Origin of the sequence: Lactobacillus sp. B4005 (genome assembly GCF_026536045.1) — a bacterium.
GTDB classification, from domain to species: Bacteria; Bacillota; Bacilli; order Lactobacillales; family Lactobacillaceae; genus Lactobacillus; species Lactobacillus panisapium.
Genome location: NZ_JAFNOZ010000001.1, coordinates 810,832 through 826,050, shown reverse-complemented (window position 1 = coordinate 826,050; position 15,219 = coordinate 810,832). Strand labels below are relative to the sequence as shown.

The window sequence follows — 15,219 nt, the reverse complement described above, 5'->3', positions numbered from 1 at the left end:
AATATTAATATTAACTATTTTTTAGAGATAGTGAGGAGAAAATGGCTAAGGGAAAATCAATTTATACTAAGGATGTTATATTAGTGATGGCAGCATCGTTTTTCTTTATGTTTAGCACGATGTTCGTTAACCCATTAATCAACGGTTATGCCAAAAGTTTAGGTGCAAGCAGTGCATTTGCCGGTATTATTGTTGGTATTATGAGTATTGCAGCAATGTTTTTGCGGCCTATTGCCGGTAATTTAACTGATAAATTTTCAAAATATCAGCTTTCCTTTATTGGTGGAATTTTGATTATGATCGGTGTCATTGGCTATGTTTTTGCACCGGCTAGCGGCTGGCTATTACTGTTTCGCATTATTAATGGAACCGGTTTTGTATTATGCACCGTTTGTATGACTACTTGGTTAGCATTTTTAGTTCCGCGGCAATATGTCGGTCAGGCTATGGGCTTTTATGGTCTGATGAATGCGTTGGCAATGGCAGTTGCACCAGCTTTAGCAATTAATATCTATCAAAAGATTGGTTACCGGGAAGCTATAATTGCATCAGCTTTCTCGTCATTTTTAATGGTGATTATGATTCAATTTGTTGGTAATCGGGCGAACCCGCGAAAGCATGTCAAAAAACAAGATTTATCACACCACCTTAAAATTATTCAGAAAAATGTATTACCAATCGCACTGTTAACCACTTTGTTTGCTTTTCCTTATTTTGCCACCCAAGCTGATTTGGTTACATATGCTGAAGAAAGACATTTGCATGTTGCTGTTAGTTCCTTCTTTTTAATCTATGCGCTAGTCTTACTTTTAATTAGAATTATGCTAAAGAATTTATTTGATACTGTTCCATTTGGAGTCTGGTTCTGGATTAGTTTAGCCTCAACTTTTATTTACATCGTATTGCTTTCAGTGATGAAAGATAACTGGATTATGGTCTTGGCAGCGGCGTTTATGGCTATTGGGTACGGTGTCATTTATTCAATCTTACAGTCGACCGCGTTACTATTAGCTCCGATCAGTGAGCAGGGCCTGGCAAGTAGTACATTTTATCTTGGACTGGATGTTGGGATGTCCTTTGGCCCAATAATCATGGGTTTTGTCAATGATATCTTACCTGTAAAGTACTTTTACCCTATTCAATTGATTTTACTGCCACTCATGCTCTTGGTATATTTCCGTTACCGTAAACGGCTCAATAATGCAATTAACAATCATTAATAAAAATCCGATCACCAACTGATATTGGTAATCGGTTTTTATTTTAGTTATTAAATTTTTTTAGTTATTAAATTTTTCACCCCATGCCCACGGGTCTTCGTGCCAGGTTTTTAATGCTTCATATTCCTTAACACTGATATAATTCATTTCTTGCTCTTTTTTTAATAGTTCAGGATAAGTTAATAAGGGACTGAAATTAACACCAGCTTTGGCAAAGTTTTGCTTAGTATCTTTTAAATAATAAGTAAAAATAGAAGCAACACCGATAACATTGCCGCCTTCATTTTTAGTAGCTTTGACAGCATTTAAGACGGAACCACCAGTCGTGATTAAATCATCTATTAAAACAATTTTATCGTTTGCACTAAATCGCCCCTCAATTTGTCTACCCTTACCATGATCTTTGGGTTCAGGACGAACATAAATCATTGGTAACGCTAATTTAGCTGCAACCCAAGCCGCATGAGGGATTCCAGCGGTTGCTACACCACCAATAATTGTGACATCTGGATAATTCTTTTTAATTAAGTCGGCAAGATCGGTAGCAATCCAGTCCCGTAAATCGGGGTATGAGACTGTTAACCGTAAATCAGTATAGATTGGTGAAAGCATTCCACTGGCATAGGTATATGGTTTGCTTGGGGAAATTGTAATGATTTTCTGTTCAACTAGTTTATTAATGATTTGTTCTTGAAACATTTAATTAAACTCCTTCTTAATTTTTTCATAGACAATAGCTGGTTCCTTAGCCTGCGTAATCGGACGGCCAACCACAATTGCACTTGAGCCGTATTCTTTAGCTTTTTGAGGTGTCGCAACGCGTTTTTGATCGCCATTTTGATTTTCTGCTAACCGGATTCCGGGAGTTACGTAGAGAAAGTCCTCTCCAACTTGACTACGCAGATTGCTAACTTCCAGCGGTGAGCAGATAACGCCATCTGCTCCAGAATTTTTAGCGGTTTTAGCAAGGCTAACCACTTGCTTGGTCATGGGTAATGAACAGTTTTGTTCGTCTGTTAAAATTTGGTCTGAAATCGAGGTTAATTCAGTTACTGCTAAAAGCTTGGGCACTTCATTGCCAGCTTTTGTACCTTCAATTAAGCCTTTCTTTGCTGCTGCAATCATTGCACTACCACCAAGAGCGTGAATCGTTGTGCAATCAATCCCTAGCTGGGCCAATTGTTTAGCTGCTCCATATACGGTATTAGGGATATCGTGCAACTTTAAATCTAAAAAAATATGATAACCTTTCTGAACTAGTTCAGAAACGAATTCAGAGCCAGAATGATAAAAGAGTTCCATTCCCACTTTTAAATAAGTTTCTTTGGGCGCGCCCAACTGTTTTAACAATTGTTGAACATCAGATAAATTGTCATAGTCCAAAGCTACAAATACTGCTTTTTTCATAAAACCTCCACAAGCAAAAAAGCCTATTCTGGTACGAGAGTGCATCAAAATAGACTTTTTTTTATTTAAGTCGTGTTTAACTTGCGGTCTCTCTGTACCGTTTAAAGTTCGTTAATTAAGAGCTTACCACCGGGATAGGCAAAATACAACAAAAATTTTGCTTTTAAAAAATGAGAAAACGTGTAAAATAGACCCAAAAATAATTGTAATGACGGAGAGCATTCATTTTTTGGAGGAAAAGATGACAAAAATTAACGTTAATTTACCAGGACTAACGATGAAAAATCCACTTATGCCGGCCAGTGGTACTTTTGGGTTCGGTGATGTGCCTGCGGCGAAAAAGTTTGATTTAAACGAATTAGGTGCGTTAGTCATTAAAACCACAACACCTGAAGCACGAATTGGTAACCCACAGCCACAAATAGCGGTTCTCGATGAGGGTGTTCTAAACTCTGTGGGACTTACTAATCCTGGAGTCGATGAAGTAATTACGGCTAAGTTGCCGCCAATTAAAAAGCAATATCCCGAATTGCCATTAATGGCTAGTGTTGGTGGCGAAAGTAAGACAGGCTATATTGAAGTTGCCCGTAAATTAGCAGATTCGGGCAAAGTAAATGCCTTAGAAATTAATTTTTCCTGTCCAAATGTGGCTGAAGGCGGAATGACCTTTGGCGTTCAACCAGCTTTAATTGAGGAGTTAACAGCAGCGATTAAAGCAGTCGTGGATGTGCCAATTTACATTAAACTGACGCCTAATGTCACGAGCGTGACCGAAATTGCCAAGGCTGCCGAAGCGGGTGGTGCAGATGGCTTATCCATGATTAACACCGTTACCGGAATGAGGATCAATATTGAAACCCGCAAACCGCGTCTTGGTAATAATATTGGCGGCTATTCTGGTGAGGGTGTTAAGCCAATTGCTTTGTATCAAATTAATCAGGTTCGCCAAGTAACGGACTTGCCGATTATTGGCATGGGTGGTATTGAAAGTGCTCAAGATGTAGTTGAGTTTATGCTAGCTGGAGCAAATGCAGTAGCTGTTGGCAGTGCACACTTTAAGGATGCCCTTATTTGTCCGCACATTGCGCAAGATTTGCCTGCAATACTTGAAAAATTAGGTGTTGCTGATATTAATGACTTAGTTGGTCAAGTAGAATTTAATTAGTTCAGGAAAACGCAAAATCCGCTCGGGAAGCTTGCGCTTTTTATTTAATAGGCAGCTTTACTTTCTGGCTGTATTATAATATTATTAAATAATAAAAATACTATTTAATTTTTGTTTTTAGTAATTGGAATTAAAGGCGGCGTAAATTAATTATGTTTGAGTTAAAATTAGCCAGTAAAGTCAGAATGTGGCTAATGGCAGCTGTCCAATTTTTGCTAGGTTTATTTGGATATTATCATACAAGTTCTAATTTCCGTTCAACATACCTGATAACATTTTTAATTATTGGGCTTTTAATCTTGGCGGGTTCTTTTATTCCCAAGATTGTTGCAAAAATACCCGAAAAAAATGCGCAATTATCCTCTAATCAAAAATTCGACCGAGGCTTAGGTTTAGTGTTGATTGCAGTATCATTATTTTGCTTTATGCTAGATAATGAGACAGTTCCGTTAATAACACTTGATACCGGGTTGCTATTTGCACTTTTTCCTGCTGAGGCTGCCTTTTCTCTTTGGAAATGATTTTTTTACTTGGCATTTTAAAGTGATCGATTTTTACAAACAAATTATTATTAACGGTGAAAAGGATTAAAAAGGTTTAAGGTAAAAAGAGATGTTAACTTCTAAGTTTACGGGCAAGCAGATAATGAGAATTACCGCTTTTTTTGCAGTTTTTGTTGGAATAGTTAATTATTCTGATTTTAACTCAAAACAAGGGTTATTTTACCTGCTTTTTTGGGTTGGGCTTGGAGTAATTTTCTTCGCTCTGTCTTTTAGCCAAAAAGTGGTTAAAAAATTTTATCCTCATGAAGTCGGCGCACGCCTATCTTCTTTGCAGAAATGGGAAAGAGTTATTGGGCTTATTATGATTATCTTTGCCGCGCTTGACCTCTTGTTTCTGAAAAAAATAATTCCTGACATTGATTGGCCGATCTTAGTTTTAGGCATGGTCTTTTTTGAAATACTTTAGTTAGAAGTCAATTGAAATTAAATAAGCTTGGAAAGTAGCTAGTTAACAGTGTATAAGACATTTTTGCTAAAAGATCATTACAAAAGATAATTGGTTTTAATTAAAGTAAAGGGGAGACACAATGCAAAAAGCAATAAAAGATTATTCTGTAACTCTGACTTTTTTTATATTAGCTGTGTTGACTAGCGTAGGTGGTTCGTTTAAGAGTGATTTTAAACCAGGCTGGCTGGCGCCATTTTTTGTTTTATTTGTTTTCATAACAGCATTTGGCAGTGAATTCTTGGCTAACAAAACGACTAGCACGAAATTTAAAGGGGTTGCCGCGGCGGTCACTCTTATAGTTTCTGCAATGATGCTTTGGGTTATTTATTTTGTCAAAGGATGAAACTGCAAGAATTAAAAGGTCCAAATTTTAAAAAGCCAGTTATGTTTCTTATCTGGGTTTTCTATCTTAGTTTCTGCTCCTTTTTTAAATTAAGATTTTTTCTTGATTTCAATCAAGTTAGTGTCTACTATCCAGGCTAAATAATATATTTTACAAATAAACGATTTTTATATTGACAACTTGCCCAACATCTCGTATATTTAACTAGATTAATGTCTTTTAAATTAGTCCCGTGAGGCTAGCAAGGCAAGCTCAATTAAGTATTGACTTTTTAGGAAGCACCTAGTCTCAAGCAGATTAGGTGCTTTTTTCATGGGCGAAGAAGTAAGAGGAGAAGAAAATGGCAAAAGAAATTTGGGATGCACTCGCAATGAAGCGGGCCTTAACGCGAATTACTTATGAAATTATTGAACATAATAAGGGAACTGAGTATTTAGTTTTAGTCGGCATCAAAACGCGTGGTGTTTATCTGGCACAAAGAATTCATGATCGCATTCAAAAGCTTGAAGGTGTAGATGTCCCAATTGGCCAACTTGATATTACGCTTTACCGTGATGATCGCCATGATGCTTCGCTTAAGCAAGATCCAGTTGTCAATAACGCGGACTTGGGCGTTGATGTTTCTAACAAGCATGTTGTGTTAGTTGACGATGTGCTCTTTACTGGCCGAACTATTCGTGCCGCGATGGACGCCATCATGGATGCTGGCCGGCCAAGTTCAATTGCGGTCGCCGTTTTGGTTGATCGTGGTCACCGTGAATTGCCGATTCGTGCTGACTTTGTCGGCAAAAATATCCCAACTTCATCGCATGAGCAAGTTGCTGTTCACGTTGAAGAAATCGACCAAAAAGATAGTGTCGAATTAAAACCATTATCATGATTAATACTTTTAATTAATTCAACCATTTAATTGGCTCCAGAGAGGGTCAGAAGGGTTTGAGTTTCTTTCGTCATGCACATTGTTGCACCGAAAAAATCCTTTTGATAAGCCTGGAGCGAAATTAATGCTTCAGGTTTATTTTTTTACAAAAGAAAGAGTTTTAAACAATGAAAACAACTAACTTAGTTACCTTACCTTCATTTGTCAGTGTGGAAAATTTAAGTGTCGAAGAAGTAGAGGCCTTAATTGACCGTGCACAATACTTCAAAAATGGTGGTGCGAGTCCGCACCTTACTAAACCAGTTTATGTTACTAACATGTTTTTCGAAAATTCTAGTCGAACTCATACCAGTTTTGAAATGGCAGAAAGACGTTTGGGCCTAACTGTAATTCCCTTTGACCCATCTCACAGTTCTACTAAAAAAGGCGAAACATTATATGATACTTCGTTAATCATGCAGGCTCTCGGGATTGATATTGAAGTAATCAGACATTCTGAGAATGAATATTATGAAAAGCTGATTCATCCAGGTCAAGGTCACCATTTGGCTATTGGGGTAATTAATGCTGGTGATGGCAGCGGTCAGCACCCATCACAATGCATGCTGGATATGATGACGATTTATGAACAATTTGGCCACTTTAAAGATCTAAAGGTCGCAATTGTCGGTGACATTACTAATTCTCGGGTTGCTAAAAGTGACATGGAACTTCTTACTAAGCTAGGAGCTAAAGTTTACTTTTCCGGCCCTGAATACTGGTATGACAAAGAATATGATCGTTATGGTCAATTTAAGAAACTTGATGATTTGGTTAGAGAGATGGATGTCATGATGCTTTTGCGTGTTCAACATGAACGCCATGCGGGTGACCCTAATGAGTCGAAATTTGATGCTAAAAAGTATCATGCAGAATATGGCATTAATCAAGAGCGCTATCAGGCCATGAAGGATGACGCCATCATTATGCACCCGGGTCCAATTAATCATGATGTTGAACTTGCAGGGGACTTGGTTGAGGCCCCCAAGTCACGCTTTGTTCGTCAAATGGAAAATGGTGTGTTTATGCGAATGGCGATGATTGAGGCAGTTCTTCGTGGACGCAAATTAGGAGGACTTTCATAATGGCGACGGTAATTAAAAACGGTCAGCTATTTTTAGGGGATCAGATTGAGCGAGGAGATTTATTAATTGAAAATGGTGTAATTAGTGCGATCGGTACTAATTTGCAAGCCGAACATGAAATAAATGCCAATGCCAAGTTAGTAAGCCCAGGGTTAGTGGATATGCACGTACATTATCGTGATCCAGGACAAACCGCTAAGGAAAATGTGCAAACCGGGTCGCTAGCGGCTGCTCGAGGTGGTTTTACTACGGTGGGGGCAATGCCTAATGTTGTACCGGTTCCCAACACTGCCGAATTAATGAGTAAAATGGTCAAAAATAATCGGGAAAATGGCCAAGTAAATATTTTGCAATACGGCCCAATTACAGTCGATGAGCAAGGAACTGAACTACCTGATTATCATAGTTTGAAACAAGCAGGTTGTTTTGCTCTTAGTAATGATGGTAAAGGTGTTCAAGAAGCCCAGACAATGTATTTGGCAATGCAAAAAGCGCAAGAAAATGATCTGGTTATTGCAGAACATGCCCAAGATGATTCTTTGTTTAACTTTGGTGTGATCAATGAAGGAACCAAAGCGGATGAGTTTGAATTGCGACCAGTCACTGAATTAGCTGAGACCACCCAAATTGCCCGTGATTTATTACTAGCGCAAAAAACGGGTGTCCACTACCACATTTGTCATGTTTCAACCGCAACTAGTGTTGAACTGGTCAGAATTGCTAAGCAAAAGGGTATTCATGTGACTTGTGAAGTAACACCGCATCATTTGTTATTAGCTGACCAAGATATTATCGCTAACCAAGGACAATATAAGATGAATCCACCACTAAGATCTAAGGCCGACCAACAGGCCTTAATTACGGGTTTACTTGATGGCACAATTGACATGATTGCTACTGACCATGCACCACACACAGCAAAAGATAAACAGGGCGGATTTGCCAAAGCGGCTTTTGGCATTACGGGAAGTGAAACTGCCTTTAGCGAACTGTACACACATTTTGTTAAACCCGGGATTTTTACTTTAACGCAATTACTGAGTTGGCTTACTACTAAACCTGCAGCCGCTTTTAACTTACTACACGCTGGTAAGATAGCACTTGGTCAGCCAGCTGATTTAGCAATTTTTGACTTAGCGCATGAAAAGCAAATAAAGGAACAGGATTATTTATCAAAGGGTAAAAATACACCTTTTACTGGTGACTCAGTATACGGACAAACTGAACTGACAATGGTGGCAGGTGAAATTGTCTTCCAAAAGAAAGGAAATTAAATGAGGTATTTAATTTTAGAAGATGGAAGTATTTTTGAGGGTGAAGGTTTTGGCAGTGACCGTGAAACCAAAGGTGAAGTTGTTTTTACAACTGGAATGACTGGCTACCAAGAAGCGATTACGGACCAGTCGTATGCAGATCAAATTCTGGTTTTTACTAATCCGCTAATTGGTAATTATGGTATTACCTTAGCAGATTACGAATCATTGGAGCCCGGAATTAAGGGTGTCATCTGTCACCAAGTAGCACGTCATCCAGATAATTGGCGGATGCAAACAACTTTGCCTAAATTTCTGAAAAGCTTGGATATTCCTGGAATTCAGGGAATTGATACGCGCGCTTTAGTTAAAAAGCTACGAATGTACGGCACCATGCGTGGTCAAATTTGCTCTGATAAAGCTGAAGCAAAAGAGATTGCTGAACAGTTGCAGCAATTAAATGTCACTAAAGGAGTGATTGACCGCGTTTCAACTTCAAAATCTTATCCCGTACCAGGATCAAAGCGCAACATTGTGGTGGTCGATTTTGGACTAAAAAATAGTATTTTACGTGAATTAGGAAAACGTGATTGTAACTGCGTTGTTTTGCCTTATACTGTTTCGGCAGAAAAGATTCTAGCATTAAAGCCAGACGGTGTTTTACTATCGAATGGACCGGGCGACCCCTTAGAAATGAGCGCTGCGGCTGAAATGGTTCGCAAGGTGGAAAAACAAATTCCTTTGATGGGCATTTGTATGGGTCACCAAGTCTTTGCTTTAGCCAATGGTGCTAAAACTTATAAAATGAAATTCGGTCACCGTGGTTTTAACCATCCAGTAAGGGAAATCGCAACCGGTAATATTGGCTTTACTTCCCAAAATCATGGCTATGCTGTTGCGCGCGAATCAATTGATCCCGATAACCTGATGATTACGCATGTTGAAGTTAATGACGGTACCGTTGAAGGTTTGCGCCATAAAAAGTATCCAGCCTTTTCAGTACAGTTTCACCCAGACAGTACACCTGGACCACACGATGAGGAAGGTATTTTTGACTACTTTATGCAGATGATTGATCAAAGAAAGGAAACTGAAAATCATGCCTAAACGAACTGATATTAAAAAAATTATGGTTATTGGGTCTGGCCCGATTATTATTGGCCAGGCTGCCGAATTTGATTATTCAGGAACGCAAGCTTGCTTAGCATTGCGTGAAGAGGGGTATGAAGTGGTTTTGGTCAATTCGAATCCTGCCACGATCATGACTGATATGACAATTGCCGATAAGGTTTATTTAGAGCCGTTGACAGTTGATTCAGTTTCCCGCATCATTCGTCAAGAATACCCCGATGCAATTCTGCCAACTTTAGGCGGACAAGTGGGGTTAAATATGGCCTTGTCCTTAGCTAAAAGCGGTATTTTGACGGAACTCAATATTGAATTATTAGGAACTAAACTTGAGTCAATTGAGCAAGCAGAAGACAGGGAAAAATTTAAAGAGCTTTGTCAAAAACTGGGTGAGCCAGTACCGCCATCTAAAAGTGTAAAGACGGTTCAGGAAGCCTTAGAGTTTGGTGATGAAATTGGTTACCCAATTATTGTTCGTCCCGCTTTTACAATGGGCGGAACGGGTGGCGGTATTTGTAACGACCGCGAAGAATTAGCCAGTGTTGCCAAAAATGGTTTAGAGCTTTCGCCGGTGACAGAGTGCTTAATCGAGCGTTCAATTGCTGGTTATAAAGAAATTGAGTTTGAGGTAATGCGTGACCATGATGATAATGCCATGATTGTTTGCTGTATGGAAAACTTTGATCCTGTTGGCGTGCATACTGGTGACTCGATTGTTTTTTCCCCATCGCAAACCTTATCTGATAAAGAGTATCAAATGTTGCGGGACTGCTCCTTACGCTTGATTAGGGCACTGAAAATTGAAGGGGGATGCAATGTCCAACTCGCTCTTGATCCCAACAGTTTTAATTATGATGTTATCGAAGTTAATCCCCGTGTTTCTCGTTCGTCAGCCCTAGCTTCAAAAGCCACTGGTTATCCGATTGCTAAAATGGCTGCCAAAATTGCTGTTGGCTTAACTCTGGATGAAATTAAAAACCCCGTCACTGGGACTACCTTTGCGGAATTTGAGCCTGCTCTTGACTACGTAGTATGCAAAATACCACGCTTTCCGTTTGATAAATTTACTAAGGCAGACCGTGAATTAGGTACTCAAATGAAGGCAACCGGTGAGGTAATGGCAATTGGGCGCACGGCCGAAGAAGCATTTCAAAAAGCGGTTCGGTCATTAGAAATTGATCAAAAAGATTTTTATTCGTCCCAGGCCCATCATGCTAGTGATGAAGATCTTGAAAACAAGTTGGTAAAGGTCCAGGATGACCGTCTTTTCTATCTTGCTGAGGCATTTAGAAGAGGCTATACAATGTCGGATGTTCATGAACTTACCAAGATCAATTACTATTTCTTAGATATTGTTAAACATATAGTTGAGCTAGAAAAAGAAATCGCAGCTAAGCCGAGCGATTTTGCTACGTTAAAAAATGCTAAGCGATACGGCTTTAGTGATGCAACGATTGCCAAATTATGGCAGCAAACAGAAGATGATGTCCGCAATTTGCGTAAAAAGCATCATCTTATTCCGGTGTACAAAATGGTTGATACTTGTGCAGCTGAATTTGAGTCAACAACGCCATACTTTTATTCAACCTATGATGGTGAAAATGAAAGTGAAAAAACCGGCAAGAAGTCTGTTTTAGTTGTTGGATCCGGTCCAATCAGAATTGGTCAGGGTGTAGAGTTTGATTATGCAACCGTTCATTGTGTTAAAGCTCTTCAAAAAATGGGCTATGAAGCGATTGTAATTAATTCAAATCCTGAGACAGTTTCAACCGATTTTTCAATTTCTGACAAACTTTATTTTGAACCTCTAACACTAGAAGATGTCTTAAATGTTTGTGATCTTGAGCAGCCTGAAGGGGTAATTATCCAGTTTGGTGGTCAAACCTCCATCAATCTGGCAGCTGGGCTTGAAGATCACGGTATTAAGATTTTGGGAACAACTGTGGCTGATCTAAATCGAGCAGAGGATCGGGAACTGTTTGATCAAGTGGTTAAAGAGCTAAATCTTAAGCAACCGCAAGGCATCACTACCACCACTCATGATGGCGTTATTAAAGCCGCTAAAGAATTAGGATATCCTGTTTTAGTTAGACCAAGTTATGTGCTTGGTGGTAAAGCAATGGAAATTGTTTATACTGAAAGCGAACTAGAAGATTATTTACGAAATCACGTGGATATAGCAGCTAGTCACCCGATTTTAGTTGACGATTACCTTGATGGCAAAGAATGTGACGTCGACGCTATCTGTGATGGTGAAACGGTTTTAATTCCCGGAATTATGGAACATATTGAACATGCGGGCGTGCACTCCGGTGACTCAATGGCTGTTTATCCAGCGCAAACTTTTACCCCTGAAATCAAACAAAAAATAGCCATAGTCACTAAGAAATTAGCCTTGAAACTAAATTGCCATGGCATTATGAACTTACAGTTAATTGAGCGTGACGGTGAGATTTATATCATTGAAGTGAACCCACGAGCTAGTCGGACTGTTCCTTTCTTAAGTAAAATTACTGGTATTGAAATGGCCCAGGTTGCAACTAAAGTAATTATGGGTAAGAGTTTACGTGAACAAGGATTTGAAGATGGGTTAGCTCCAGAACCAAAAATGATTAGTGTTAAAGCACCAGTCTTTTCGTTTAGTAAGCTGTCCGATGTTGACAGTTATCTGGGACCCGAAATGAAATCAACCGGTGAAGTAATGGGCAGTGACCTAAGTTTCCCTAAAGCTCTGTATAAGGCCTTTTCCGGTGCTAATATGCAAATTCCTGACAGTGGTAATGTGTTATTAACGATTGAGGATAGGGATAAGCAAGAAATTTTGCCAATCGCTAAAAGATTTGCCCAAATTGGCTACCGAATATTTGCAACTAGCGGAACGGCAGCTTTTCTTAAAGAAAATGGTCTATATGTTACCGAGGTAAGCAAAATTCACGAACAGAAAGAAAATAATATTTTAGCAGAATTTCGGACTGGACAAATTGATTTAGTCATTAATACTATGGGGCACGACATTGCCAAAAATTCAGATGGTTTTATCATTAGGCAAGCTGCAATTCAGCAAAATATTCCACTTTTAACTAGTCTGGACACCGCTAGGGCTCTCTTAACCGCTCTAGAGAACCGGTCATTTTCAACAACTAGTTTAAACTAGGCTGTTTAGCATAAAACTACAATTTAATTTACCAAACAAAAAAGAACTAGATTAAGATCTAGCTCTTTTTTAGTGCAAAATTTATTTCTTAAATCTAATTCCTATTTTTGACTAAAATTGATTTCAGTTCCAGCTAAGTCAATTGTATAGGTAGTTTCTTCTAGTGGTCTCTTAGTCATTCCTTGATCAGTTGAATAGATAATCAGACAGAGCTTGCTACCAACCGGAATCTGGTAGTATGTTGGTTGCAGCATAAAAGTCAGATCATAGAATTCTCCTGGTTTAATAGCGGCAGGCCGTTTTAAATCGGCATAATTTTGTAAATTCATGTGAGTTTTCGTAATTAACTTAGCATGTGTCAGCTTATCAGGTTGAAATTCTTGTAATGTATCTTGACCAAACCGAAAGCCGAGCTCTTGTCCGCCAGGCATGATGAATTTAGGAGTAGGAGTCAAGCGTTTACGGTCGCCCATTTCTACTAATGCGACGGAAAGCTGGCCTTTATTAAGACTTGAAGATACGCGAACCTTGACTTGAGGTCGACCGACAATAGTTACGGGATGGATGAACTCGTCAGTGGTAAACCGCAAACTTGGTTTGGCCCATTTTTCATCACCGCAGATAAACTTATACTGCCAGTCGCTTTCCGTAATTTTAGCTTCTTTAAATTCTTTGCCGCCAAGGTCAATGAAACTTAGATGCTGTTTGCCGTTGCCATCCTTTTGCAATTCGCTGTCATCAGTCGGATAGTAAACCGTCTTTTGCCCAAGATCGTTACTCCAATCAATTTCTTCATGCCAATTATCTGCTTCTAGGTTATCCTGAATCATTACGGTTGGCCATTGCTCGTAGGCATGATTGTCAATTTCAAGTAATTCATGGACAAACCACAAGTTCATCAAATCAGTGAAGTCAATTGAAACTAGGTTGTTCATGTTGTAATGTGGTCCCTGATGCAAAAAGAGGTGCTGTTTAATTGGCAAGTTCTTAACCTTTTGCCAAATCTTATAGACATTTTTAGGTTTAACATTCCAATCATTCAAACCGTGAACGCTAATCCAAGAACACTTAATGCCATCTGTCTGATGCCGGTAATTTCTCTTTTCCCAGAAATCTGAATACTGTCCCGTTGTTCGATCGCTTTTTGTCAATAAATCTTTTTGCATCCCGTCATACTTGGGCTTAATCTTGAGATAATCACCTGCATCCCAAAGATTTGACTGGCAAGTTTCAGCGAGTAAATCAAGATCTTCTCCCTGACAATCTTCCGGGGCAATGACTAAGCCGTGCTCACGATAATAGTCGTACCAAGACGAAATGGCTGCTTCAGAAACCACGGTCTTTAAACCGGCAACACCAGTGGTTGCAATTGCGATTTGCAAAGTTCCTAAATAAGAACGACCGGTCATGCCGATATTACCATTGCACCAAAAAGCGGTTGTTTCGTGTTTGCGTGAGCGATCAGTGTAGGCAATTCGGTCACCATGAAGCCACTCAATAATTTCTTTTGCACTTTCTGTTTCCTCTGGTGCTCCCGTGATGCGCAAGCCATCACTTCCACGTGTACCGATTGCACCGGCAAAAACACTGGCAAACCCGCGGGCTAACATGTACTCATTAAGACCGTAAGATGATTTACCTACGGCATTTTCAATCGCCTGATTGGCAGGTGAATTTGTACCCGTTGGCTTTTTAGCAGTTACCTGATTAGAAGGAACATATTTGGGATTAGTCCATTCAGTAGCATCGCTTAAATTCTCGTCGACGTTGTGATTGCGCTTTTCGTTGGCAATGATACCGCCAAAATACGGACTGGCTGTATACAATGCTGGTACTGGCATTTTCTGGCTCTCAAATGGCCTAAAAATAGTAACTTGGAGAAGGTCTGAGTGCCCATCATTATCAGTATCTAAGTCGCTTTCAACGTAAACAACTTCTCTGATTATTTTACTAGTGGCAAAAACTGGTAGGCTTTTACCATTTAAGAAAACAAACTTATTACTGTCAAATAGCTGACGTCGGTTATAAAAGTAGCCTTTGCCTGCCATGACGTCAATTAGTAATTGACCATTTTTGGCACGAGTATTAAGTAGGCGGTAAAAACCCTGAATCAAATCATCCTTGTTTTCAAACTTAGTTAAAAACGGTAGTGCCTGCTTTTTCATCAATTTCAGGGGATCATCTAAGTCATAATCATAATGAACATGATAGCCCAAAAGCTGCAAAGCAACATTATAAAACTGCGTGGCAGTTTCTTGTTCAGGCTGCTGCGTTAGAAAATCCGCTAAAGTTTGCTCGGAAGAAACAGCAAATTCGGTTAGTTTTGCTTGACGTGCATCTTCAGCATCTGGAGCAACTTCAGCTATGGCGTTTTCAGACATTACTTTTAAAAGATCCGTAAATGATAGAGTTTGATAGTTGCTAGGTAAGAATTTGATATTAATTAGTTCTTTAACCTGAGTATTAAAGTCAGTTTCAACGTAGGCATATTGATTGTATTTCATGCTAAGCTCCTTTTTTAACTACTTATTTTA

At 39.2% G+C, this 15,219-nt stretch carries 13 protein-coding genes; 10 read left to right on the top strand and 3 right to left on the bottom strand.

Translation table 11 applies throughout. The features are described from left to right. The first annotated feature begins 41 nt into the window (after positions 1–41). Positions 42–1,220 (top strand): MFS transporter, encoded by a 1,179-nt coding sequence (locus J3U73_RS04025; RefSeq protein ID WP_220268166.1) that lies wholly within the window; start codon positions 42–44, stop codon positions 1,218–1,220. A gap of 60 nt (positions 1,221–1,280) precedes the next feature. Here the strand turns inward: J3U73_RS04025 and pyrE are convergent, their stop codons facing one another. Both pyrE and pyrF read right to left on the bottom strand, forming a co-directional pair. Next, positions 1,281–1,919 carry an orotate phosphoribosyltransferase gene (gene pyrE / locus J3U73_RS04020; protein WP_267393306.1) on the bottom strand — a complete coding sequence of 213 codons (639 nt, stop codon included), beginning with the start codon at positions 1,917–1,919 and terminating at the stop codon, positions 1,281–1,283. Continuing rightward, positions 1,920–2,627, bottom strand: a complete 708-nt coding sequence (pyrF, locus tag J3U73_RS04015) for an orotidine-5'-phosphate decarboxylase (protein ID WP_267409660.1) — start codon at positions 2,625–2,627, stop codon at positions 1,920–1,922. It abuts the gene before it with no gap. 241 nt (positions 2,628–2,868) lie between these two features. Between pyrF and J3U73_RS04010 the strand changes: the two genes are divergently transcribed. The 9 genes from J3U73_RS04010 to carB all read left to right on the top strand — a co-directional run bounded on the left by J3U73_RS04010 (position 2,869) and on the right by carB (position 12,685). Beyond that, entirely contained in the window at positions 2,869–3,792 is a 924-nt protein-coding gene (locus tag J3U73_RS04010; RefSeq protein ID WP_267409659.1) for a dihydroorotate dehydrogenase, read from the top strand. A 152-nt stretch (positions 3,793–3,944) separates the two neighbouring features. Then, positions 3,945–4,313, top strand: coding sequence for a hypothetical protein (locus J3U73_RS04005; RefSeq protein WP_267409658.1), 369 nt, complete (start codon positions 3,945–3,947; stop codon positions 4,311–4,313). 91 nt (positions 4,314–4,404) lie between these two features. After that, a complete protein-coding gene (locus J3U73_RS04000) occupies positions 4,405–4,761 on the top strand; it encodes a hypothetical protein (RefSeq protein WP_267409657.1) in 357 nt (118 codons plus the stop codon). Between the two features lie 121 nt (positions 4,762–4,882). Beyond that, positions 4,883–5,146, top strand: coding sequence for a hypothetical protein (locus J3U73_RS03995; protein WP_267393296.1), 264 nt, complete (start codon positions 4,883–4,885; stop codon positions 5,144–5,146). Between the two features lie 340 nt (positions 5,147–5,486). Then, a complete protein-coding gene (gene pyrR, locus J3U73_RS03990; RefSeq protein WP_267409655.1) occupies positions 5,487–6,026 on the top strand; it encodes a bifunctional pyr operon transcriptional regulator/uracil phosphoribosyltransferase PyrR in 540 nt (179 codons plus the stop codon). Between the two features lie 167 nt (positions 6,027–6,193). Next, complete coding sequence (locus J3U73_RS03985; RefSeq protein ID WP_267409654.1) at positions 6,194–7,150, top strand: aspartate carbamoyltransferase catalytic subunit; 957 nt, start codon at positions 6,194–6,196, stop codon at positions 7,148–7,150. Next, a complete protein-coding gene (locus J3U73_RS03980; RefSeq protein WP_267409653.1) occupies positions 7,150–8,424 on the top strand; it encodes a dihydroorotase in 1,275 nt (424 codons plus the stop codon). Before J3U73_RS03985 ends, J3U73_RS03980 begins: the two co-directional genes overlap by 1 nt. Beyond that, the gene (locus J3U73_RS03975) at positions 8,425–9,510 is read left to right on the top strand and encodes a carbamoyl phosphate synthase small subunit (protein WP_267409652.1); all 1,086 of its coding nucleotides are present in this window, start codon (positions 8,425–8,427) and stop codon (positions 9,508–9,510) included. It begins immediately after the preceding gene. Continuing rightward, the gene (gene carB, locus J3U73_RS03970; RefSeq protein WP_267409651.1) at positions 9,503–12,685 is read left to right on the top strand and encodes a carbamoyl-phosphate synthase large subunit; all 3,183 of its coding nucleotides are present in this window, start codon (positions 9,503–9,505) and stop codon (positions 12,683–12,685) included. The genes J3U73_RS03975 and carB overlap by 8 nt, the downstream gene beginning before the upstream one ends. Before the next feature lie 101 nt (positions 12,686–12,786). Here carB and J3U73_RS03965 read toward each other — a convergent pair whose 3' ends face one another. Continuing rightward, entirely contained in the window at positions 12,787–15,189 is a 2,403-nt protein-coding gene (locus J3U73_RS03965; RefSeq protein WP_267409650.1) for a Xaa-Pro dipeptidyl-peptidase, read from the bottom strand. Positions 15,190–15,219: the final 30 nt, after the last annotated feature.